The sequence below is a fragment of the candidate division TA06 bacterium genome (assembly GCA_016235665.1).
In the GTDB taxonomy this organism is placed as follows: Bacteria; Edwardsbacteria; AC1; order AC1; family EtOH8; genus UBA5202.
This window is the reverse complement of record JACRJI010000013.1, coordinates 1-22,924: the sequence shown is the minus strand read 5'-3', so window position 1 is coordinate 22,924 and position 22,924 is coordinate 1. Positions and strand designations below refer to the sequence as shown.

7 protein-coding genes are annotated in these 22,924 nt (G+C 53.8%); all 7 read right to left on the bottom strand.

All coding sequences use genetic code 11. The features are described from left to right. Window position 1: 1 nt before the first annotated feature. Window positions 2–1,522: a hypothetical protein gene (locus HZA73_08065; protein MBI5805986.1), complete on the bottom strand. Its 1,521-nt coding sequence runs from the start codon at window positions 1,520–1,522 to the stop codon at window positions 2–4. Between the two features lie 294 nt (window positions 1,523–1,816). Further along, window positions 1,817–6,256, bottom strand: coding sequence for a carboxypeptidase regulatory-like domain-containing protein (locus HZA73_08060; GenBank protein MBI5805985.1), 4,440 nt, complete (start codon window positions 6,254–6,256; stop codon window positions 1,817–1,819). 204 nt (window positions 6,257–6,460) lie between these two features. Further along, a complete protein-coding gene (locus HZA73_08055; protein MBI5805984.1) occupies window positions 6,461–11,569 on the bottom strand; it encodes a S8 family serine peptidase in 5,109 nt (1,702 codons plus the stop codon). A 350-nt stretch (window positions 11,570–11,919) separates the two neighbouring features. Further along, complete coding sequence (locus tag HZA73_08050) at window positions 11,920–14,313, bottom strand: T9SS type A sorting domain-containing protein (protein MBI5805983.1); 2,394 nt, start codon at window positions 14,311–14,313, stop codon at window positions 11,920–11,922. Between the two features lie 16 nt (window positions 14,314–14,329). Next, window positions 14,330–17,050, bottom strand: a complete 2,721-nt coding sequence (locus tag HZA73_08045) for a T9SS type A sorting domain-containing protein (GenBank protein ID MBI5805982.1) — start codon at window positions 17,048–17,050, stop codon at window positions 14,330–14,332. Between the two features lie 174 nt (window positions 17,051–17,224). Next, window positions 17,225–19,798, bottom strand: a complete 2,574-nt coding sequence (locus HZA73_08040; GenBank protein ID MBI5805981.1) for a T9SS type A sorting domain-containing protein — start codon at window positions 19,796–19,798, stop codon at window positions 17,225–17,227. A gap of 310 nt (window positions 19,799–20,108) precedes the next feature. Then, on the bottom strand, window positions 20,109–22,924 hold a 2,816-nt coding region (locus tag HZA73_08035), incomplete at its 5' end, for a T9SS type A sorting domain-containing protein (protein MBI5805980.1).

The following is a 22,924-nucleotide window of genomic DNA, read 5'->3' as shown; positions in this document are numbered from 1 at the left end:
TTCACCTCACCACCATTATTTTACCGGTAACTGCGGCCCCGGACGATTCCGCCCGGGTAAGATAAAGGCCGTTACTGACCCTGTCCCCTTTGCCGTCCCTGGCATCCCATTCAAACTCATGTTGTCCCCCGGCCAATTGACCGCGGTAAATCTCCTTCACCAGCTGTCCGGCGATATTGTAAACACTTACCCGGGCCCACCCGCTCTGTGCCGTTGTCATAGATATTTTGGTCCTGTCACGCAAGGGATTTGGGCGGGCCGGAAGCATTGCCAGGACGGCTGATCCTGGGACAGGAGGCTGATTTTCAGATGTTGCTATTTTAGCATAAACTCCCGTCATATAAAAAATATCCGGGGCCAAATAGGGTACGCCGAAATCAGACCAGACCAGGTGCAGATTGCCCAGATGATCCATGGCGGCCGAGGGATTGAGAGATGCTGAACCATTAAAGGTGGTAATGGTGGTTTCGGGCTGCCAAATGTTATTAACCGACTGTCGGTGATAGATCTCATAACTTCCGTTACGATCGTCGGACCAGAACAGACTTACCGTGCTGTCGTCCTGACAAAGCAAGAACGGCTGGCGGGAATAAAAGGGATCTTTTGTCAGCCTAAGAACATTCCCCCATAGCTGGGTCTGGGCATTGAAACGGCGATAATATATCTCGAAGTTGCCGTCGCGCAAATCCTCCCATGCAACATGCAAGTTCCCGGCTTGATCCCCGGCCAGGCACGGGGCAAAGGCCCCGAAATTGCTCTGGCTGATAGAGCTGTCCTGGCCCCAGCCTGACATCGTTTTTTGGGCAAAGTATATCTGGTTACTTCCATTTCTAAAATCCTGCCAGACCACTGCAGGTTGGGTGCCAGACAATGCTATGCTGGGAAACCCAGCATAAACTCCCTGAGGACTAAGGCATAAATAATCGCTCCAAGCGCTACCGTTCGTCAATGATCTGTAGAATATTTTAAATGTACCCTGCCGGTTATCTTGCCAGGCTATGTGGGCAATGTTATCCAAGCCACAAGCGATCACCGGCCGCCATGAATAGCCTTGAGAAACATTCCCTGTAACCTTGATCGGGTTTTCACTTAGACTTGGAGTCCATATGCCGTGGCTGAGTTGGCGATAGGCAATGTCGTATATGGAAGCCCCGTCGCTGGTCTGGACAAAGTCATTGGTCTCCCAAACCACATGCAGGTCACCCCCGGGCCCCATGGCGCAGGACGGATACCAACTGTGCCTCCGGTAATTTCCCATATAACCTATCAGAGTATTGCTGGTGTCCCATAAAGCTCCGTTATATTTTTTGTAATAAATCTGGTGTCCCATATTGGCCAACACTTCCGTAGAGTTGAACCACACCAAATGCACGGTGTCCCCCTGGACCGCCAGGCTGCGGGCCTGGTTAGAGGCGGTCCAGGATGATCCGGGATCAGATAGCATTAGATTGACGGCGGGCGACCATTGCTGGGCCCAGCTTTGCACGGTTAAAACCATGGCTAATAAAATAACTCTTCCCATGACAAAACTCCTTAAATAAAAAACTGGCATCATTTGATAAATGATACCAGCCCAATTGACCGTGATTCTATCAACATACGGCCGGCATCATTGTTAAATAAAACAGCCCCTTTCATATTGAAAGGTACAAGCAACCTGCACTGTTTTACTTACATTTACCGGACGTTAAATTAACTCTCCTTTTTAATTAATGAATGATAATATACAAACAACGTTTTGTCAAGAGAAATAAATAAATATCTGGCACGGCTAAAATAAAAGATTCTAGCCGTGCCGTCATTTGTCCTTTGGGGGCTATCTTATCACCACCAGTTTTTTAACCGCGCTTCCTGAACCTGAGGACAAGCGGTAAAGATAGATGCCGCTAGACACTTTCCGTCCGCCATTGTCCCTGCCGTTCCAGATCACCGAATGCCATCCTGGATTCTGGGTACCTTGAGCCAGCACCTTGATCTTCTGTCCCAGTACGTTGTAAACCGACAACTCTACGTTTGACTTGGCCGGCAACTGATAACTAATGGTTGTCTGGTTATTGACTGGATTGGGATAGGCCAGGCCCAGTTTAAATCCGTACTGTTCCAATACGATAGGTTTGCCTTCAACACCATTAACTCCTCCGGTTATCCGTCCCCATTTTACCTGAATGTTCTTGATGGTGCTATCCACCGAACCTGTCTTGAAAAAGTGGACATCGTAATTCCCCGGCTCCAAGCCTGCTAAGGTGTAGCTGCCATCAGCCTTAGTTTGCTCACTGTTCTTTGCTTGAGATCCTTTTAAAGCAGTGACAGTAACTCCGGTAACCGGCGTGCCAAAGATTGTAACATTGCCTTCTATGGCTCCCGGCTTGTAGCCAAAATATATGGAGTCGCTGATGAAACCGTCGTTGGTCATTCCGCCCAGAACCCAGAATCCCATTGAATCCTGTGAACTGATCGAGGCCTGAGCGATGCCGGTGTGATAAGCATTATTAACCAGCCAAGTATTGCTGAACGGGCTATAGCTGTATGCTCCTGAAAGGTAACCGGACCCGTTTTTGCCTCCTACTAGGTAAAGGGAATCGTTTACCGCTGCTCCTGCTCCATAACTTACGGAAGAGCTTAAAGCAGTCCTTGTGCCCCAGGTATTGGTGACAGGATTGTATTTTTGATTAACAGCTAAAAAGGTACCGTCCAATTTTTTCCCACCCGTTGCGTAAATCCGCTTTACTCCCAGGCTGTCCAAAGCTGTAACCACAGCCCCGCTTCGCCCAAAGGCTGGTCCGCCAAATAGGGCTTTTTTGGTAACCCAGACATTGCTGGAAGACAGATAAATCTCCACGGTATCCAGCCCGGCGATGAGATTGTTTTCTCCTCCCACTGCATAAACCGAATCTTTGATACTGGTCACACCCATAAACGCTCGGGGTGTGGGCATCCCTGTCAGTCCTGTCACCCAACTATTGTCGTTAGGTATGTATGCCTCTATTGTTGACAAAGCTATACTGTCCTGAGTATACCCTCCGATGACATAGATGATGCTGTCCCCAACGGCGGCGCACCCCAGCCCGTAACGGGCGGTGGGCATATCCGCCAAGGCCGCCCAGGGAGTCCCCCCCAGAGTATCGGCGGAAGGATCATATCGGTATGCGGCCCTTTTGACCAGACCGTAATCGCGGCCTCCGAACACATATACTTTGCCCCCCAACTGACAGGAGGCAGATCCAAAAAGCCAGTTCGGCATTTTGGTTTTAACCGCCCAGACCAAGCCTGAGGAAGAGAACTCCTGATACAGGCTGGCATCCGCCCAAGTAGTGGAATCTGACCGGACGGCCATTCCCGAGATATTCTGCATGGCATATCCTGAGGCGGTAATACTGATATCATAGGTTCCGGCCGCCAGTCCGGTAAAACTATAATTACCTGAAGCATCGGTGGTATCGGAGGCCGATACCGGTCCGGTTACGCTCACTATGGCATTGGCCACCGGGGTCAAGCTGTCGGACTTGGTGATCCGCCCGTCTAGCCAGCCTCCGGCAGAATGCAGTACCTTGTTTACTGCCATGGCGGAGTCTGCCTGAAGGTTCAGGTTGGCGATGACCTCTGCCACGCATCCGGGAGCAGAGAACAGCAGACTGTCGGTGGTTGATGTCAGTACGGACTTGAACGAATAATATCCGCCAATATCGGTAAAAGTGCTATCATAGTTCACTCCCTGCAGGAATACCAACGCTCCGGCCACAGCAGTAGAACTGTCGGACCTGAAAACGTAGCCGCTGAGACCAGCATTGACTGAAGTCAGTACAAAATCCAAGCCGGTAGTATCCTGCCCGGCAGTGATGTCGGCATTGAATAAAATTGCACTCTGTAAATATCCCGTTGAAGTTGCTACTAGGGAATCATATGCACCAGCCTCCAGGTTGGCTACAAAATAGCGCCCGGTACCATCGGTGATACCGGAATCAATCGGGGTCGGACCCTGATAGGCTGTGACCACAGCATTTTCCACCATACCCCGGCCCAAAGTGCGGGCCACCTGCCCGGAAACCGAGCCTTTGGTAGTGGTTACCGCCGCACCCGGGTTGTTCCATATATACAGGGCCGAGTCAGAGGTTGCCTGGAGCTCGGCCAGGCTGTTACCAGCCACCACCGCAAATACCGCTTTAGCGGAATCTCCTGGACTCATGTTCCACGGCCCCACCGATAGCATCACGTTCTGGGAACCCAGGTCATTGCTATGATACTTAACCAGGGCGTTGGTCAGTTTCAGGTAACGGTAAGTTATGAAGACCGGTGACATCATGTCTCCACCGTCAAAGGGTGTGCCTAGTGTGATCAGGTCGGTTACCGGATCATAGCTGCCCCCAGCGAAGTAATCGGTGCCGGTTCCGGAGCTGTTATCATAGATCCCAACTATCTCCACCACCTTGTCGTAGTCCGGCCAGATCCCTATCCCCAGCCAGATGAAACTGTCGTTGGGAGTGCCGACCATATCCAGCATATAATTTTCCCGCAGGTAATAATCGGCGGTGTCATCCGGGAGCGGCGTTGCCAGCATTATCTGGCCGGTTCCCTTGTCAAAACTGCCGCCTATGTAGTAATCGGTACCTGACATTAATGTATCGCTCTGGCGGTAAACCCCGGCCACTTCCTCTAGGCCGGTGGGATCGGAAATGGTCAGATTGGTATAATCGGTGGGCACCACCCCGGTCTTGGTATGGTAGTATTTGTAGCTAGTGACCACATTATTCAGTTTATAGCTGTAGTCAACATAAAGGAATGGCGAGGCTTCCCGCCATTTGTAGTTTACATATAGCGGGGCGCTGCCATAATTGGCGTAAGCCGTGCCCAGGGTGATCTGCCCTGAGGATTCGTTAAAAGTCCCCCCGGCATAATATTCCGTTCCGGTGTCGGCAGGGTTGTCGTAAACGCTGATCACTTGGTACAACGGTGTTATCTGGGCATAGAGTGTGTAATCATCGGAGGCCCAATCCTCCTCGTGGCTTACCGTATTCAGTTTTACATACGGCGTCCCCAAGGTGATGACTCCGGTAGCCGAAACAAAACTTCCCCCGCTGTAGTAATTGGTACCTGTACCCGTGGCATTGTCGTAAACCCCGGTTACCTGAGCCAGTGGCAGGTTCTGAGTTTGAACAGTCAAAGTATCAAGTTCCGAGTCCTGTTCCTTAGCCACTAATTTCAGTTTGTCGGCTTTGGGAGTGCCCAGGGTAATGATGCCACTGGAAGCGTTAAAGATTCCTCCAATATAGTAATTTTGACCTATGTGCGATGTGTCATTTACATCCCAAACTCCGTCCACTTCAGTCAACACCTTGCCGTCAATTCTAAGGTGAGTGTTATCTATTGTAAGTTTGGGGACATTGAACCGGGGAATCAACTCGGCATCAAATTTTCCCCGGGAAAGGTAGAAATAGCGGCTACGGTAATCCAGCAATGAGGCATCGCTCTGGGGAGAGTTCGAAGCGCCTCGCCAGGAGCAGGCACCGCTTAAAACCGCAGGACTGCCGTTCGGATTAACTGCATGCAATAACCGGAAACCAATATAAGGAGAGCTTACTCCAAATGTATTCTGACACTGCACCGAATCGGCTGCCACATAAAGCATATTGCGGACGGTTCCATTAAGCGGGTCCACGTTAACATCATAACCGGTATAGTCAATGTTCTCAGTATTGATAGCCTGGGTTTTAAAAACATTGCCCAGATGCCACAATCCGGCATAGGCGCTGTCTATCTGAGCAGCACCATCATTCCTGAATGAGTATTCCAGCAGGTAGAGCTTATCAACCGGCAGATAGCTCCACTGATGGGCCTTTACCGAGGCGGTTATCCCTAGGTTGATGCCCTTATTTGCCGCCGGATCGTCATCGGTCAGGTTCAGCTTAAGCTCCAATGGAGCCCTGGAACCTGGCACGAAAACCTGAACCCCCAGGCTGTCCGGAGTCCATTCGCTAACGGCCTGCCCCGAGGTTGTAATATCCCCGCAACTGACACCAAAATTCTGTTTTCCATCCACCGATCCCCCGAACCACAAACTACCAAGCCGTAGCAGGGATGCCCCCTGGTAAAGCCCGGCCGGGAATAGAAGGCTGGCGGTGGTGTCCCCCATCAGACCGTTATGCCAAAGCTCTGTTTTTATGGCACCGGCATTGATGGCCGCCCGTTCCCCGGCATGAGCCGGAATGAACGCTGTAGAAATTACGACCAGAATAGAGATGGCTAACAGGATTTTCCGCATGACAAAAACTCCTTTAAATTTTGTTCTCTTGCCCCAATACTTTCAAATATTATAGTATTTATGCCGCTTTTTGTCAATAACAAGTTTAAGGAACATGGGGATGTTGCCACTATATTTTGTTCATTGATAAATGAAACCTCAAGTACCAAAGTTTAGGGGCCATTCCCCAAGGAATGACCCCTAAATCTTGATGACCCGATGAACCTATTTCAGCAGGGTGACCTTCCTGGCCATCTGATGCTGCTGGCCGGAAGCCGTGGTGGCTGTCAGCCGGTAGATGTAAATGCCATTTGAAAGGGCTTTGCTGTTATCTCCGGTGCCGTTCCAGGATATCTGATAATAACCAGCCTCCTTTACGCCTTCGGTTAAGGTGCGGACCACCTGTCCGGCGATGTTGTATATCTTGAGAGAAACCTGGGATCTCTCCGGAACCTGGTAACTTAAGGCCACCTTGCCGCCGAATGGATTGGGCCTGGCTTCCTGCAGCGCAAAGAACTCGGGTGCAGGTAATCCTCCGGCTTTGGCAGACATTGGTCCATATTTTGTGGTGGAACCATCGTTATCAACCTGAACCAGCATATAGTAATAACCCTGATTGGGCTGAGCGCTCAGGTCAGTATAGGTGTATTCCTTGGCTTGATTTGAGTTTCCGGCCGCTTCAATATTGTCCGCTACCACCTCATAATTTCCGTCCGGGGTCGGGCAGCGTTCGATAATCCATTTGTATGAATTATCCTCGGAAGCAGTCTGCCAGTACAACACCACACCGGGCTTGCCGGTTGAAGCAGTGAACATGGAAAGGGTGACAGCCCCCCCGTCAGGCGGAAGCAGATCAACAACCTGAAGGACAGTAGCTGAAGACAATACTCCCCAGTTGTTGGCCGACTTGGATTTGGAAGGAGATGCATCCTGGGCCCGGACATAAACCGTGTAGGTTCCAGCCGGCCATCCCAAAGTGGAAATATTGGTATTGACGGCTTCCTGGATGGCGTTGAACGAACCGTCTGTGGCGCTCATCAGAACATTGGCATAGGTAACACCGCTTGCAACCACCGAACACCGCACCGCTTGAATGTTGGAAAGGCCGGTAGTGGAATCGCTGGCCATGGCCGCTACGTTAAGCACCCAACCTGAGGTGTTGCCCACCGGATTGCGACTAAAGCGGATGGTACCCGGTTTGATGATGGGCCCGGTGAAGTCTCCGCCCACCCGGCTGAGGGTAAAGTTGCCCACGGTATCGGAACCGGACATGGCCGGGTAAATCCCGGTATCCTGAACCCGGACCCGAACCTGGTACTGGACTCCGTTCTCGCGGGTTGTGATGTCCCAGCTATAGGGCGAAGTTACGCTGGTGCCTTTGACCAGTGTATTCCAACTGGCCCCGCCATTGCTGGAATATTCCACCCAGGTGGTGTCGATTGTGGCGCCGCCCTTGGCGTAGGAACGCCAGGCGATGCTGATGGGGCTGGTTGTATAGGTGGTTCCAGCCACCGGTGTCTGAATAGTGTCGTATGGGTGGTCGTGTCCGATCAGCCAGATGAACATCTTATTCAGGATGTCAACCCGGGTGGCGCTGGCGGGATTGACAGTATCCAGCTGGGTGATCTCGAATGCGTTCATGATGGTCCTAGTGGTGCGCCCGCCCCAGACCCCGTTGCCCAGGGTGCCCATGGTGGCGGCTGATTCCCACTTGGTGGCGGCCGAATCGTAGGCGCTCTCAAAATGCCAGACTGCGCTCCCGGTTCCGGCGGCCCCGGTATAACCAGGAAGCCCAACCGAGGTCACAATGCTGTCGCCGGCTGCTCCGGTGCGCCAGCTGCTGTGGCTGACGCCGGCGGTGTAACTGCCGGAAATCGGATCGCCTGTCATGCCGAAAACCTGATCGGTAAGAAGGGTATTGGCCGAGGCTATATCGCCCTTGTAAGTAAAGTGCAGATAGTTGCGGCAGAAAATGGTATCGGCCTGCCGTTCAGCGGCTAATTTTACAGTGGTGGCGTTGGCGTAGGTATCCCAACCCAGGTCGTTGCCGACCACGGCGAACCTGGCTCCGGCGTTATGATAGAGGATCAGGGTGTCGCGCTGCGGGGACCTGAAAGCGGGGTAATTTCCGCCGGTCGGTCCGTCCTGGGCCACCTGGATGTAAACAGCCTTGTATTTTTTAAGCTGGGTGGTGGTGACTATGCCCTGCAATTGAGTGGACCACCAGTCGTAAGTCCATCCGCCCTTGTTCAATGCGTCGGTCAGGTACGGGCCGTGGACAAAGGAGTTGGCATAACCATCGTCGTCCCAGACTATCACCAGCACATCGCTCTGGCCGCTGCCCGAGCCGGTGCTGAAGGCATAGTGGCGGCCGCCGTTGTCGTCGCGGACGGTGACCCCCCGGGCATCCTTGGATTCCACGTCGTAATAGTATACCTGGTTCTGTACCAGCCCGGTGATCGGGAACTGGTGGTCGACCACCAAAGGAGTGTCGGCGCTGGCTACCGAGCCCAAGGCCGTGGTCAGGCCGTAATAAACCTTATTAGTGGCGTTGCGCGAAGTGGTCCAAAGAATTTTCTTCTGGGTGCCCACCGGCGGGACCATGTCCGTAGCGCTGACATTGGTGATGGTCATCATGTCGGCATCCGTCACCGCCTTGGCCGTGTCGGGATAATCGGGAGTGGGGGTGACATCGTTATACACCACATAGATGGTATCGTTCTGGTCACAGGTGAGCTGATCATTGTTCAGAGTCATATTGCCGTTGACCAGAGGGACAGTGGTCCGGTAAAGACCTGTTCCCACCAGGGCGCAGATCAGGGTTTCTGGATATGACGTCCCCTGTTTGGGCTCGGAACGTTTTGACCAGACGAATACCGTACAGTTTCCGGTTTTGTCAAAATCGTCCACCTCTATCTTCAGGGTATCTATGGAACCGGCCGCTGACGGAATGACATAGACCGGCTTGTTCAGATACACTTTGCCTGTGGCTGCCGCCAACGGGGTGCGGTATGTGACCACTATAGCAAAAGGCTGCGGTCCCATCACTACGTTGGTCCCGGTGACCCTGATCTTCCAGGTGCCGGTCTTGGGGGCCTTGACCTTGATGCCTTCCATCACGTTCACGAAGTCGTTTGTTGTGGCCAGGGAATCGGACTGCTTGGCCGCCGTAGCATAGGTCTGGAAACGGTTGCCCCTAAATCGTCGTGGGGTAGTAGCCCCAGTTGGTTCGTAGGCATCCAGGTCAAGATTATTCACTATGGCATAAGTGGCCGTAGTGGAACCGGGATAATCGGACCAGGCCAAAGAGATCTTCAAATTGGTGGCGCCGGCCGGAATGGCCACCTGGTATTCCATGGCCTCTCCGGTGCTGACGCCTACCCGGTTATCCTGAAGCAGCATCTTGACCTGGTCACCGGAGAAGAACAAAGCGGTATCTAAGTTGGGACGGCCCCAGCCGAACAGCGAGTCCAGGGTAAAGCTTCCGTGCGAAGCCGTGGTGGAGTCAGCGCTGATGGCTACTACGGCTTTCATTAATGCTCCTGAGGGGATGAAGGCATCGGCCGCCACCTTGGTACCAGTTGGATACCAGCCCTCGGTAAAGTACTGTCGCACCAAAGCAGTGGTTCCGGCCGTGATGGGGCAGGCCATTGATGTCCCCTGCATGGAAAGAGTCCCGTTGTCCACTGCGCCGTCAGCTGAGAGAATGGCCGTACCGGGAGCCGAGACGAACGGGTTGATCCGTCCGTCCGTATGGCTGCCCCAGGACGAGAACGAGGCCTTGGTGTTGGCACCGCCTACTCCATTGGCACCGGCGGCTGCCAAAGCGGCTATGGCCATGCCGTTCTTGTTGGTGGCCGGCGATCCGCACTTGTATCCGGGGGCGGCCACACCGCCGTCATTGCCATCGGAGATGATGAACAGGAAGTCCTGGTGGCTCCAGGTGAACATGTCGCACTCCATGGCGCTGCCGTCGTATGCCCCGTTGACCGAGGAATCGCCCCAGGAGTTGGAGGAGATGTAGGCCCGGGGAACGCCGTTGGCCACGGTGCTGTCCCAGCCCCAGGAGCCGACTATGTTGCAATCGGCGGTGCCGTAGACCGATCCGGAGTCGCCGCCGCCGTCAATGAACAGCAGTCTGGCCATCCGGGCGATACCGTCCATACCGTAAGTGCCGCCCTCGGAGGAGTCGTCTCCGGCAATACTGCCGGCGGTATGGCTGCCGTGATAGCTATTGAGCGCTTCGTCGCCGAACTTGGACATGGAACCGTGGTACCAGTCCCCTCCGGTTTCATATGCCCAGGCTCCGGGCCGGTTGCCCACCACTTTGCGGTGGTTGGTGTCCCAATACCAAGTGGTGTAATGCCTGGCGTTATCGTCAAAAAAGTTCTGGCTCTCGCGGATGCCGGTGTCCAGGTCCTGTACTATCTGGCCCTGGCCCAGTATTCCCCTGGCCCAAATGCCACGGTATGCTCCGGGGATTACGCCCGATTGCATGCACGGTTGGCTGTTGTAATTCTGGGTCTTGAACTTGTTCATGGGCTCTATCCAATATATGCCCTTGGCGTTGGCCAAAGAGGTCATCTGGTCTTTGGTAACGTCAACGAAGATCTTCTTGTTCCATTTGCCGGGAGCCCATTCCACAGAAGATTTCATGAATATCTTGTGGCCCACAATGGCTTCCACCTGGCTTACCGTGACGTCAATATCTTCGGGGCTGAACACCAGTATGGTGGCCCTGAAGGTCCCGCCCTTGGCGTTAGAAGCGCGGGCCTGGGCCCGGTCGGAGATCTTGTAGGCCGGCTGGAATAGCCCGGTATAGCTGATATTGCCCTTGGTGTTGACCAGCTTGGCCCTGGTGGATTCTTTCATCCGCACCACAAAGGCGTAATCCGGCAGATAGAACATGATCTCGGCGCCTTCGGCTTCCAGATCCTTGCGCCAGGATTCCTGGATGGGTCCGTTGAACTGTACTATATAATAGGTGGTTTCATCGGCCTTGGGCTGGCCGTATTTCAGATCTTCCGGCAGTTTGGGCTCGCCGGCTATGGCGTCAATTTGGTAACCGTTGGAAAATGATATCTTGGGGGAAACCTTCGCTTCCACCGGCACGCTGATCTTGGCTTGCCCGGCCCAGACGGCCTGGTCTGGAATATTAGCTGCCTTTTTTACCGCCGGTGCATTAGTAACCGCGCTGATGACAGTTGCCTGCTGGGGCTGTCCTTTGATGTCCGCCTTGTAAGCGGTCACTTCGTTCAGGCCAAAAGCCACCAATAGAGCCAAGCCGGCCAAAGCAATTATTGCCGTGGTCAGCAGACTGGTTTTCCGTGCCATAAAAAACCTCCTAAAGTTTGTTATGAATTAACTGTTTATTATTATATACGATAAGGATTTAAAATGCAATATCTGTGCCATGTTTGTATCTTCATTAACAAAAATATCAATTGTAAGTCGTTGATAATCATATTATTAAAAATCCTTACAATTTTAATATTTTTATGATATTCCATACCACTATCACTTATTTGCATTTATATAATTGATTTATCTTGTAAACAGTTAATTTACCAATATATTAGGGTTGTGCATTTTTTTCTCTTGCAATGCAAAAAGGGTGGAAACTTCGTCCCCACCCTTTTTGCATCCGTTTTATCAAAATTTCAGCCGGAGTTGTGCCAATCTCTCTATCGAAGTACGATTACCTTCTTGGCCTGGCTTTGATCCTTGGTCACCAACCGGTAAAGGTAAATGCCATTGGAAACCTTGTTGCCTGATTCGTCATTGCCATTCCAAGTGATCTTATACACCCCAGCCTTACGGTGTTCGTCGCAGATCGTTTTCACCACCTGTCCCGCAATATTGTACACTTTCAGGGAAACGCTTCCTGCCGACGGCAGGCTGAAGCTGATGGTGGTGTTGCCGTTAAAAGGATTGGGGAAGGCCTGATAGAGCAGGGCTTCATCGTTGACCAGCCCGGCCTCGGCTACCGCCTCGCCCGCCACCTTGTAGAAGGTCTGGATGCCGAACCAGTTAAGGCACCGGCCGATGAACTGGGTCCGGGATAATTTTCCGGCCGTATTCTTTGCCAATGCCTCTATGGGCAGGCTGGCATACACTGTTTTATAAACTCCGGTGGAACAGCGGATGACCGCGCACCCCGGTAGATTCTTGACATTGAATACCGAGTCTGCTCCCGGCAGAGGCGCGACCCTGTCTATGGATTTGTAGTTGCCGGCGGTCCCTACCGTGCCGACAAACAAACTATCAACTGCACCCTTGCTGATCGGCAAAGCCACCCTTCCCTGGAAGGATAAAGACGTGGATAGAACAAGAGTGGAATCAAAACGGGCCTTTAAATAATTATGGTAGAAGTCCACCGTGTCGCTGTTGATCTTCCCGCCCCAGTTCTGCCCCAGGTTCTTTGAAGAGAGCAGCAGGTTTCCGCCCCTCTCCAGGAAAGCGGTCAGGCTGTCCCGGTCGGCTTGGTTCAGGGTGTTGACGCTGTCGTCCCCGGTGAACCAGATCAGGGTATTGACGTTATGAAGCTGGGACAGCACATTTGCCCGGCGATTGTCCCAGTAGCCATAGGTGACACCGTTGCTGTCCAGGCAGGAGGTGTAATAAGAATCGTAGTTTGTGGCGGCCAACCCATCATTTACCAGCAATAGTTTGTATTGGGGACTGCCTGTGTAGAAATGATTGGGAGTTATCTGCCCGCCGGCCGGAAAATCGGCGGTATTTTTTTGAGCGGTACCGCCGGCGGTCAATGCTCCGTCATATGCACTAACATAGTATTGTACCAGCATTCCCGGGGTCTGAACCGGCAGGCTGGCCTTGTACTCATCTGGGTTGCCTGTGGCGGCCATGGGCAGGTAGTTCCAGGAGGTGTCACCCAATGCGGGTTTGGTCCGGAAATACACCCGCACCTGGGCTATGCCCGAGGTATCGCGGCAATTTGCCTTGACCTCGAACGGCCCGGTAAAGGAGGTGTTGTCTACCTGGGTAACATTGGTAATCAACGGGGCGGTCAGGTCCAGTATCCTAAAGGAATAGGGAACCCCAAAGCCCGGGTTGGCGCTGGCCGGTACATAGGTGTAGTTACCGGTCAGGTCGTCGCTGGCTTTTAAATACCACTGCACCAACACCGGGCTGATCACAGCCGCCTGCTGCTGGGGAATGGTGTAGTAATAAACGTCTCCGATCAGGCTGTCCCGCCCGAACGGTTCCCAGGCTGCAGCACTACTATTGTAGACCCACAGGGAATCATTGATCACATTTCCTTCTGCCTTATAGGTTGTCCAGACCACGAATGGCCCTGTCTGTTCTGTGTTGGACAAGGCTCTGGTGTTGGATGGCATAGGATCGATTAAGTTGAAGTGATTGAAACTGTCAATCTTGGTGGGGTAATTCGCCCAATTGCCCATTTCGTCATAAGCGGTCAGGAACCAATTGATATTGACAGGGGTCATGGCATTATTGGCATACCGGGGAATGGTGTAGTAATAGAATCCGTCTGCGCCTATGCTATCCCGGGGATATGAAGCTCCCCCGGCAATATCGCTGTAGATGTCATCGCTGTTGGGAACATTTCCAAAGGCGGTGCTGATATTGGTTTTGACCACATACGGTCCGGTGAAAAAGGTATCCCTTAAGGTGCTGACGTTGGAATACTGAGGACTATACAGCAGATTCAAAAAGGAGTAAAAGCCCGGGTATTCCGGATCAGAGGCGTACTCCCCAGTAGAGCTGTTCTCGGCATAGATTATGTAGTCTATCTGGGGCGGTGTCGCCACTCCGACCGGGATGGACGGAATAGTAAAATAAAATGTGTCGGCATGAGTGGAATCTGGCGTCGGCCAGTCCGCCCAGGACCATGGGTCTGTGCCATAAGCGTTGTTCAACTGGTACCCCAGGTAAATGTTGGTCAGGCCGTCGGCGCACTGGATGACGCTTCGTACGACGTAGGGTCCGATGAAGGTGGTGTCCGGCAGGACGGTGGTCAGGGAAAATGTCGGTGCAGCGGCAAAACTTACCGAGGCGCATAATATCAATGCGATTATAAATGCGATTTTTTTCATTGTATATATCTCCTTCCTACTTCACAATTATCAGTCGTTTGGTCTGGCTCAAGCGCTCCTGGCCGCTCTGTCCCCGGGCCTCCAGCCGGTAGAAATAGACGCCATTGGATAGCATCCGGCCCTGTCCGTCCTTGCCGTTCCAGCGGATGCTGTGGTATCCGGCGGAATAATGACCGGAGGCCAGCGCGGACACCTTTTGTCCGGCCACGTTGTAAACACCAAGCTCCACCTGAGAGGCGTTGGGCAGGGCAAATTTGATCTCGGTATTGCCCTTGAAGGGATTGGGCTTGTTCTGTTCCAGGCTGAACCGGGCCGGAATCACGCTTACCGGCTGTCCTTCAATTCCCAGTTTCCAGGCCGTTACCGTAATCCGGGACCACAGGGATTTCAGGCTTTCGTTGGCCGGAACCAAAGTGTCATAGGCCGTTAAAGCGTAATTATAGGTCAAGCCGGCCTGAACTGTGGTATCGGCAAAAGTCGTGTCCGGGGCCAGCACTGTGCCTAATTTGCTCCAGGTCGGGATCCCGCTTTGCAGAGAGCGGTAGACATTGTAACCTTTAATGTCCACCTCGGAATTGGCCAGCCAGACGCACTTGACCGTGTCGTAACTCTGGGTCAAGGTCAGGCCCTGGGGAATCGCCGGAGGCATGTAATCCGCGTTCAACCCGGGCCTAAGCCAATTGATAACCCGGGCCATTAAAGTGTCCCTTTTTTCCGGGGCCGAAACAGCCTCGTAGGGGAATGAAGTATAAATTAGTTTATAGCCCAGACCGGCATCCTGATATCTCAGACCGTTGAAGGTGCTATCGTCGTTCTTTATAAAACCAACCACCGGATAGTTGGCGCTGTCAGGGTTAAGAGAATAGGCCTTGGTCGGTCCGGTCCAGGGGTAGCCGCCGTTAAGCCTGTCATACAAAAGCGAATCGGACAATCCGTCGCCGATCGGATCGCCCCCCACTCCATATCCCTGGTAGGTTGTTGTGGGAGCCCAGCCGTTCTCCGGGGCCAGGTGCAGGTAGTCCATCCAGATATTTGGGTGAACGGTAGTGTCCAGCTGGGTGCCGTTGGCGAAGAAGAAATATTGCCCGGACATCCACAGGTTACCGCCGTTGTTCAAGTAAGAAAGGATGCATTCCTGATCCGTCGAGGTCAGAGCCAGGTAGTTGACTCCGGCCCGGTAATTGAAATTTGATCCCAGGTTCCAGATCACCAGGGGATATTGCTCCAGATAACCGGGAATCATCGTTTTATTTGAACCTATGGTAACCACTGAATATTTATAGCCCAGACTAGCCAGTGATGCTTCCATATATTTGGTCCAGGAGTTATCCGAAATATCCGCGGCGTTTCCATCGTTGTCCACCAGGCACACTGTGCTGGGGGCGGGCAAAGCATCGCGGCCTTTTCCGGTGACCATGAAATCATCCAGGTAAAGTCCTTCTCCGTGGGGCAAGGCGTCTGCACTGGTGTTCATCTCAAGCCTGATCTGAATGATCTTACCGACATAGGCGGTTAGTAAGATTTCCCCATAAAACAAATTGCTTACAATCGGATTCCATGACATCTGAGGGGAGGTCGGCCCGGCATAAACGTTCACATAATCCCAGGTGGCTCCGCTGTCGTCCGAAATAAAAACTTCAAAATAATCATAGTCGCGGGTGTACCCACCGCTTACCTTGGGCATATCCACCCAAGCCTTAAAGGTGGCTATGCACGGTTGGGTGTTCTTCACTTCGGTCAGGTTGATGAATGGTGATGTCAGAGCGTCGGAATTGCCGTCAGCCTGAATATATGTAGTGGTGTCGCCGTTGTACCAGGCCCGGGCACCGCTGTTGGTGCGGTTCCCGTTTAAGCACCAGTTGATCCTGGGCTCTTTCACCCCGGTGGTCCAGCCAAGATTGCCGCCCTCGCAATCATCGTAAAATATGGCAGCAGACGAACCTCCCGCACTTAATGTATCCACGCTGATATTATCAATAAACCAAGCCCCGCTGTAGCTGCCACCAGCCGATGAATCATCCTCTGCACCGTCGCTGAGCATGGAAAAACGCAATTTCAAGCTGTCACCCTTATACGGGGTCAGGTCATAGCTGACCGGTTTCCAGGTCTTATCGGCTCCTCCCCAGCCCGGGACCTTGGTAGAAAACGGGGTCACACCCAAATAAGAATAAGCCGAGGCTGCTGTTAAATTATAAGCTTTATCCGCTCCGCAACGGGCCGTATCCGGAAACATCACGAACCAGTTGCTGCCGCCGTCGGTGGAACCCCATAAATTTACGCAATCCCAGTCAATTCCGCCGCTTGGACCTTCCACGCTGTAATAGTGCATGAAATTCAGCAGAACTGTGTCCGCTGTTATGGCAGTAAGATCAAACACGGGAGAATACAGGAATTGCACCCAGCTGGAAGCATAACCTCCTGCGGGGTTTACCCAGTTGCCGGTTGCAGAATCTGTGCCGCACCACCAGGAATTTCCCGAACCGCCATACGGGTTGCGGGAGGAAATGTGCCAGTATGAATAATCCTGAACAAAGAAATCTTCGGTGGTCCATACAATGGTATCAGATTCAAAATTATCCATGAAAACTGTATCGACCACAAGTTTGGCCGTGGCCGGCATCTTTATGGGCATTGCCTTTTCCTTTGCCCTGCCCTTTTCCCTGGGCTTGGCCTGAACTGCAACCGAGCAGAACAGTAACAGCGCCAGACCCAAAATTGTGAACAATTTTCGGTTCATGACCTAAACCTCCATAGATTATTAAATTGTTTGTTTTTTTTAAGGGATATGAACTTTTATTGTAACGGATTAGCCCCAATTTGTCAAGTTTTTTTTGCCATTTTTATCATTTATTTCCCGCCCCGGCGGAAGCAAGCTATGTTAGATTACTTTCAGGGTCTTTTGGTTCCCGGACTACCTCAGCAAGATCAATCTTTTGCAGGAGGAAAAGTCCCCTGAACTTAGACGGTAAAGATAGACACCGTTTCTGACCATGCGGTCATTGTCATCCCGGCCGTCCCAACTGATGCTATGCTCTCCCGAAATCCGGTAACCCTCATCCAATGTCCTTATCAACTGCCCGGTGATGTTGTAAATCTTAAGGCCGGCCATTCCCGGTTTTGACAATTGATAATTGATCGTGGTTGTTTGTTTGAACGGATTGGGGCTGGCGGAGCCGAGTCCAAAGCTGAATGATCGATCCCCTGCCGATAACACGCTGACCGGGCCGTAGACCGTCTGGTTGCCTTTGGTATCCAGTTCCAACAGCCGGTAATAAAGCTGGCCCAAGGCCGGCGGGTTGGCGTCAAAATATTTATATTGGCAGGAACTGGCGGTGGTCCCCTGTCCGCTTTGCCGGGCTATCTCAATGTATCCGGCCTCCGGCTGGTCAGATCGTTCTATGACCCACTGGTAGCAGTCGTTCTCGCTTTGGGTCAGCCAGGTAAGGTTTATCCCGCCGGGGGCGGCCTGGGCGGTAAAGGCCGAGAGTTCCACCGCCATTGGCCCCATAATGACATTGACCTTGTAAAGCTGGTCCCAATCTCCCCAGCCCCGCTTGGCGTTAAACCCCCGCACCCTATAATAATAGGTGGAACCGGCTGTCTTGCCGGTGATCAGGTAGTTGCTGGCTGTGATGGTATTGGATACCGTGGTGGTTGAAGTGAATGCCGCCACCGGTTTGATGTCGTCTATGTACACGCTGTCCGAGGCGGCCACCCCGTCGCCCACCAGCCGGATGCGGAAGAACACCGACTTGCCGAAATAGGCGGAGGAATCGATGGCAAAGGCCCGCTTGGTCCAGGACAAGGCGTTCTGGTAAAGCTTGCCCAGCAGATTCCACTGCCGGCCGTCGAGAGAGATCTCCACCCACATCCGGTCAAAGGTGGTCATGCCCTGATAGCTGTAAAAACTGAAGGAATCCTTAGCCGAAGTTACCGGATACGGCTTGGTGGTGGTGATGCTGGCGATATTGTACTGGTTGCCCACTCCGCTGCGGTAACTGCGGCTGCCGGAGTACATCCGGACCGTGTTGGAAACGAACCTGTCCAGGGCGATGTTGGGGTTGGCGGCCGCCCCCACCGTGTCGGTGGTGGACTGGAATCCAGATAGTTCCTGCAGTTCGTAGGCAGTGGGATTGGAGGCCGGGTTGGGCAGGCTCCAGCTTAACCGGTAATCGGTGCTGGCTGTGGGAAAAGTTACACCGGTGACCGGAGGCGGCAGCACAGGCGGCGGCGAAGTAGTGGTGACGATGCTGTCGGTGCGCATGGCCAGGTACATAAAGCCTTTTAGGGTCTGGGGGCAGACCGAGTCGATGTGGGCAACGGGGGTGTAAAAGGCGGTGTCCGCCTCCACGCAGTATGAGAATATCACCCGCCCCAGCTGGGTCAGGCCGTAGCCGTAGATCCAGCCGTCGGAATCACCGGTGGTGGGATACAGGGCCGAGGACTGCTGGGGGGTGTAGCCCAACGTGCTGCGGTATCTTTTGGTACGGATGGCCGACTGCTGGCCAAAGTACCTCAGCTGCAGGCTGTCCGGCGCCCGCTTGACGGTGGAGTCCACGTAGCCCAGCGGCCACAGCACCAGTTCGCTGTATGTATGGTATGAAATGGACAATACGATGTTGTGGTCCTTAACGATCTTCATCATGGCCTGCTGCTCCGGCTCGCCGCTGGGTGAAAAGCCGTAGAAAACATCGTTGCTGGAATCGGGGCTGGTGTAGCTGTTGATGGATCCTCCCCATTCCCCCAGGATGTCTCCGTCCACCGAGCCGTCGTAGCCCCGGTTAAGGTCCACCCCGAACACGGTGGGGCTGTTCACCCGGCGGTTCTTGCGCCACAAAAGGGTCGGGGAGGCCGGCACCACATTTGTGCCGCCGTGGTCATAGATGAAACCATCGGGATTGACGGATGTTACGATGTATATCTCCTTGGTCTTGACCATGGTGGATATTGAATCCGTGCCCGCCGGGTTATAATTGTTGGTCAGGTAATTGGCGATATACAGGCAGATCTCCGGAGTCATCCACTCCCGGGCGTGATGGTTGCCCATGACCAGGATGCCCTGGCGGGAATTGTCGTCCACCGTGGGGTTGCTGGAAACCTTAAGGCACCAGACCTTGCCCCCCTGGGCCGCCACGGCCACTGTGTCAAGCTTGGTAATGGTGGGATGATCCAGCGCTATCTGCTTCAGCTCGGCCCTGATGCCGTCGTAGGAATGGTAGGCCGCCTTGGAAGATGATGCTTTGGACATGTCACCGGCAAAACCTTTCAGCTCCCGGTAAGATATCCCGGCCCCGGTAAAAAGGCTTAGCTGTGACGGCTTGGTCACTATGTCCATGTACTCGCCCGGACGGCAGGCCGCCACGTCAATTCCCTGGGGCAGTTTTGAGACCGCCAGCAGGACCGCGGGGTTGGAGATGTCCACCCGGATCAGCATCCTTGGTTCCATGTCCTCCTGCCCCCGGGCAAAAGAGGAGCCCAATAGCATTGATGCGATCAGTACTAAGCGAAAAAAATGTCTGCTTGTCAAAATGACCACCTGTTATTTATTTTTAAAATATTTTGATCAGGGTTAAGCTTGGGTCCGGAGTGAGCTGATATTATATTACATTATAGGACTTAAAACAACCCGGCAGGCTTTGGAAAACAGATTTTTCCTGCACGTTGGCCGCGGTCAGGTCAAGACAAAAATTGAGAACCTCTCCCGGCCCCGGGAAAGTTTTACGGCGTTAAAGAACCAGCCAAAAGCGGCGCTTCAAACCGATGAAACGCCGCTTTTGTTAAAACCTCTAATGATCTTAACGGAGGACTGTCAGCTTCTTGGTTGACGAATAGTCTCCGGAGACCAGTTTGTAGAAATACACACCGTTGGAAACCAGCCTCCCCTTTTTGTCCCGGCCGTCCCAGTTCACCTGGTAATAGTCGGCGCTTTGCCGGCTATTGACCAGGGTCTTGATCTCTTCGCCCAGCACGTTGTAAACCTTAAGCAGGGTCTGGCCCGGCTGTTTAAGCGAATACTTTATGGTGGCCCCTCCCTGGCTGGGGTTGGGGTAGGCCGGCTGCAGGGCGTATTCCGCCGGAGCGCCCAGGCCGATGCTGGCGCTGACCGGTCCGAATACCGTCTTCTCTCCGCTTTTGCCGATCTCGGTAATACGGTAATAATAGACTCCGGGGGTCAGCACCGCAGCGTCGCTGTAGCTGTATTCGTTGGGCTGGCTGCTGGTGCCGTTTCCGTCAAGCCGGCCCAGTTCTGTGAACTGGCCGTCGGGCGAAGCGGACCTCTCCACCACCCACTGGTAGCAATCCTGTTCGCTTTCGGTGCGCCACTGGACCACGGCCCTGTTGTTCTGGACGAAGGCGGCAAAGAAGGAAAGCATGACCGCATCCGGGGCCATGTAGCCCGGCCGGGCGAACTCGATGTCGTAAAGCACCGGGTTGGCGGTGGCCTTGGAGGCCGGACGGTAAAGCTTGGCTATCACCCTTAAGCTATCGTAGGTCAGGGTATCCAAAGTGACCAGGGTGACGCTGTCGTTGGCCGAGGCCTGGTTGAAGAAGCCCTTGGAGTTGTTGGCCAGGGCCGCGTCCGGCACCAGCGCCCAGACATTGTTGTTGCAGTATTCCACCTGAACCCCGATGGAATCCGTGGCGGCCTTCTTGCGCCAGAGGACCTTGCCCCATCTGTAAGAGGAGCGGGAAATGGTCTCGGCCTTGGTGATGTCCTTGTAGTATATCGGGCCCGAGGTCATAGTGCCGTTGGTATTAGTGATCAAATATGTGTACTTAAGGGTTATGTTGTCTATGGCCGCGTCCTGGCCGTTTCGCCCCCCGCCCTGGCTGAACCGCCAGCGCAGTTGTATCCCATCCTTGGGCATAAAGGTATTCAGCCCAATGCTTCTGGTTCCGGAAATAGTAGTGGTACCGTTGTTCAGACCGTCAACTTGAATCCAGGTCCCCCATGAACCGCCGGAAAGGAAACTAGCCTCTAATACCAGACTATCCGCAGCTACGCCGGGATCCATTCCGTAGCCGTAGCTTAAAGAACAAGTTTGGGCCCCTGAATTCATGAGGTACTGGGGCGTGGTGATGATCTCCTCCGAGGCCGCAGGCGTTACCATGGTTGACGGGAACTGGCACCCTTCGTAAGTAGTGCCATAGCTGGGCGGCTGTGTGCCGCCGCTGGTGCGGATCAACCAACCGTAGTTTGCCGGATAGGAACCGGAGGTATCCCAGCCTGCCGGGAGGGAGCCGCCTTCGAAATTTTCCGTCATTAAGGTGGCCGCACCCGAGCTTGGCGCCGCCAGGATCAGGCTGTCGCCCTGGGCCGTGGTGGCCCCGGTGTAGGTGTCGCAGGTGAACTGGCCGCCCTTGGTGTGCATCCAGCAGACCGTGCCGGCCGGGATGTCAGTGCTGATGGTAAAGGACCGGGGATCACTGGACTGGCCGAACAGATTGGTGCCGGCCGGGTCGCGGCCCTTCACCTTCCACCAGTAGGTCCTCCCGGCGGTAAGGTTGGACGGGAACTGGAAGTTCACCGTGGCGCCGCTGGCATAAGTGGTGGTGGTGGAGCTGTCGCGTACCGCCGAAGTGAAGGCCGAGGTGGTGTCCCAGATCACCCGGTAGTCTATGGTATTGCCCTGGGGATCGGTGGAGACAAAGGTCAGGTAGGGCCGCAGATCCGGCAGCTTGGCCCCGTCCAGCAGCTTGGTGATCGCCGGTTTGGTGGGGGTGCCGGCATTGACCGTGGTGAAGGTCTCCTTGCGCACGAAGTTGGACTTGGTGGCGGTGACGTAGAGCGTCCCGTCCAGCAGCGGATTGATGGTGATGGAAACGTTGCCGTTGGCGTCTGTCAGGGCCGAGGTCACGATCTCCGGCGAGTTGCTGGGCATGTACACGCCCACCAAAGCTCCCAGCACGTTGGCTCCGGCCTTGTTCTTGACGTTGACATTAAAGGTCTGGGTGCCGGTGGGGATGGTTGAATTGAAGGTCAGAGTAAAGGTGTCCGGGATCTGGGAACAGAACGTCATAAAGGGATCGCCGAAAACGTGGAACAGCTGGCAGGTGAATTCCTTGTAGTCGGCCGGGATGGCGGGATCGGTGTAGGTCTGGGTCATTAAATGCCACTTGCCGGAGGCCATGGCAAAGGCCGGCCTCAGGTCCTCGGTGTAACGCTCGTAGGTCTGGCCGGTGCCGGCATTGGGCACGTCCCAGTTGTTGGTGGAATTGAAATTGGGCCACATCCCGTCGCTGATCCCCATGATCAGGGCGTCGTTGACGAAGGAATACGATACTTCGGTGGCGCACATCACGCCCAAAGCCCCGTACTTGCTGCGGTAAAACGCTTCGGAAAACGCCTCGCCGCTGTATTGGTATGCCCCGGTCTGGCAGTTCATGGAGAATACAAAGGGATACAGATTATTGGTCAGGCTGGGAATGTTGGTGCTGGTAAAGGCCGGCTCGCCCCATCCGGTGTACATGCCGTGGTCGCGGTGCATGATCATGAAGGTGCCGTTGTTGACGGCCGTCACCACCCCGGCCGCCGTGCCGGTGTTCCAGACCATGCCGGCCGGAACCGTATTGGCTATGTAGCCCTCCCCTGCCGTTCCGTAGGCCGCCA

Excerpts from the sequence above, each read along its gene's own strand:
- HZA73_08060 (MBI5805985.1), bottom strand. The coding sequence starts at position 6,256 with ATGCGGAAAATCCTGTTAGCCATCTCTATTCTGGTCGTAATTTCTACA.
- HZA73_08050 (MBI5805983.1), bottom strand. The coding sequence starts at position 14,313 with ATGAAAAAAATCGCATTTATAATCGCATTGATATTATGCGCCTCGGTA.
- HZA73_08065 (MBI5805986.1), bottom strand. The coding sequence starts at position 1,522 with ATGGGAAGAGTTATTTTATTAGCCATGGTTTTAACCGTGCAAAGCTGG.
- HZA73_08055 (MBI5805984.1), bottom strand. The coding sequence starts at position 11,569 with ATGGCACGGAAAACCAGTCTGCTGACCACGGCAATAATTGCTTTGGCC.
- HZA73_08045 (MBI5805982.1), bottom strand. The coding sequence starts at position 17,050 with ATGAACCGAAAATTGTTCACAATTTTGGGTCTGGCGCTGTTACTGTTC.
- HZA73_08040 (MBI5805981.1), bottom strand. The coding sequence starts at position 19,798 with ATGCTATTGGGCTCCTCTTTTGCCCGGGGGCAGGAGGACATGGAACCA.